General features: G+C 57.6%; 2 protein-coding genes. Both read right to left on the bottom strand.

Going from position 1 to position 1,266, the window contains the following annotated elements; all coding sequences use genetic code 11:
- Window positions 1-126 precede the first annotated feature (126 nt).
- On the bottom strand, window positions 127-573 hold the full coding sequence (locus AB6804_RS31840; protein WP_370889832.1) for a response regulator: 447 nt from the start codon (window positions 571-573) through the stop codon (window positions 127-129).
- 310 nt (window positions 574-883) lie between these two features.
- Window positions 884-1,045: a hypothetical protein gene (locus AB6804_RS31835; RefSeq protein WP_370889831.1), complete on the bottom strand. Its 162-nt coding sequence runs from the start codon at window positions 1,043-1,045 to the stop codon at window positions 884-886.
- Between the last annotated feature and the right edge of the window lie 221 nt (window positions 1,046-1,266).

Here is a 1,266-nt window from a genome sequence, read left to right as displayed (position 1 = left end):
GCGTTGAAATCTTTACCATGCTGCAAGGCGTGCGGCGCTCCGACCACCACGGCACGTGCGCGAAACCCTTATCCGGCCGGGCACTCGTGCAATTGAAACAAAGTGAAACAATGTGTGAGCGGCCAGTTACGCGGTCGTGTTGAAGATAGCCCCGAACACGGAGGTGCCGCGATCTCTCGGGGCGGAATCGGTTGGAAGTGGGGCAACTTGCGCAAGCTTGTCGGCCAATGCCGCCTCCGAAAACGGCTTCACGATGTAGCCGTTCGCACCGGCTTGGATTGCCGCTAGTACGTTTTCACGCTTTTTTTCAGCCGTGACCATGAGTACCGGCAGGTGCGCCAGCTCCTCGGATTTGCGAATCTCGTGCAGCAAGGACAGCCCGTCCATATTGGGCATGTTCCAATCAGTGATCACCAGATCGAACTGCTGTGCTCTGAGCTTTTCCAGCGCAGCCACCCCATCCTCTGCTTCTTCGATGATCGAATAACCGATCGCCTTGAGCATCTTGCGAATCAAATTGCGCATGGTGGCCAAATCATCGACCACCAACAAGCGCGTATCAACATATGCCATCGGTGAAACCCTTCCCTTTCCTTTCCTTTTGTTCGAGGCTGCGACCTTCAAGCTGCACCGCACACGATCACGCTATGTGCAGGCAAGCGGAAGTATTGTGCGACGACCCAATGCAGTGGCCGCTCGTCGTAACAGCGCTTCTCAGCGAACTGCATGATCGCGTCAAGCTGCTGTCCGGTGCAGCCGAAGACTTCGCGTCTCGATGATCTGCTGTCGTTGTGTGTCTTCATGTCCTCGTGCCGGTGGTTATTCGGTCAGTGTTTGGCTGCCGGGGACGCGCCTAAAAAGGCATCGCCCCTCAGCAGTGCAGTCACGGATGAGCCGTCCGATCCGACGCTTTCCGCGCGCCATCCGATCGAAGGAATTCGTCCAACTCGACGCAGGCCTTGACGACGGACTCAATCGCCTCTTGCGAGGCGCTGCTTTCGATGAGAGCCAGCCGACGCCGGAGCTGATGGAGTTGCTTGACCATGTCCCCCACCTCGTAGCGGACCAGGCGCTCCCCGTCCTCGCGGCCGCTACGGAGCAGAGGTGCGGCAGTGGGCGCACTCAACAGAAGCGGCTTAGAAGCTGTTGCGAAATTAGATTCTGGGGCTGTTAACTTTCGTGGCTTGGTGTTAAGGAGCGTCTGCACAAGGCGTTTTCGACGCGTGCGACAGGCGTGGACGTAAGCTCGCTCGAAACAATATGTGT

The organism is Caballeronia sp. RCC_10 (genome assembly GCF_041360715.1).
Classification (GTDB): domain Bacteria; phylum Pseudomonadota; class Gammaproteobacteria; order Burkholderiales; family Burkholderiaceae; genus Caballeronia; species Caballeronia grimmiae.
Note: the sequence above shows the minus strand (reverse complement) of the source record. Positions and strands in the feature narration are given on the sequence as shown.

Bases quoted from the DNA above. Each gene is read 5' to 3' on its own strand.
- AB6804_RS31840 (WP_370889832.1), bottom strand. From the start codon at position 573: ATGGCATATGTTGATACGCGCTTGTTGGTGGTCGATGATTTGGCCACC.
- AB6804_RS31835 (WP_370889831.1), bottom strand. From the start codon at position 1,045: ATGGTCAAGCAACTCCATCAGCTCCGGCGTCGGCTGGCTCTCATCGAA.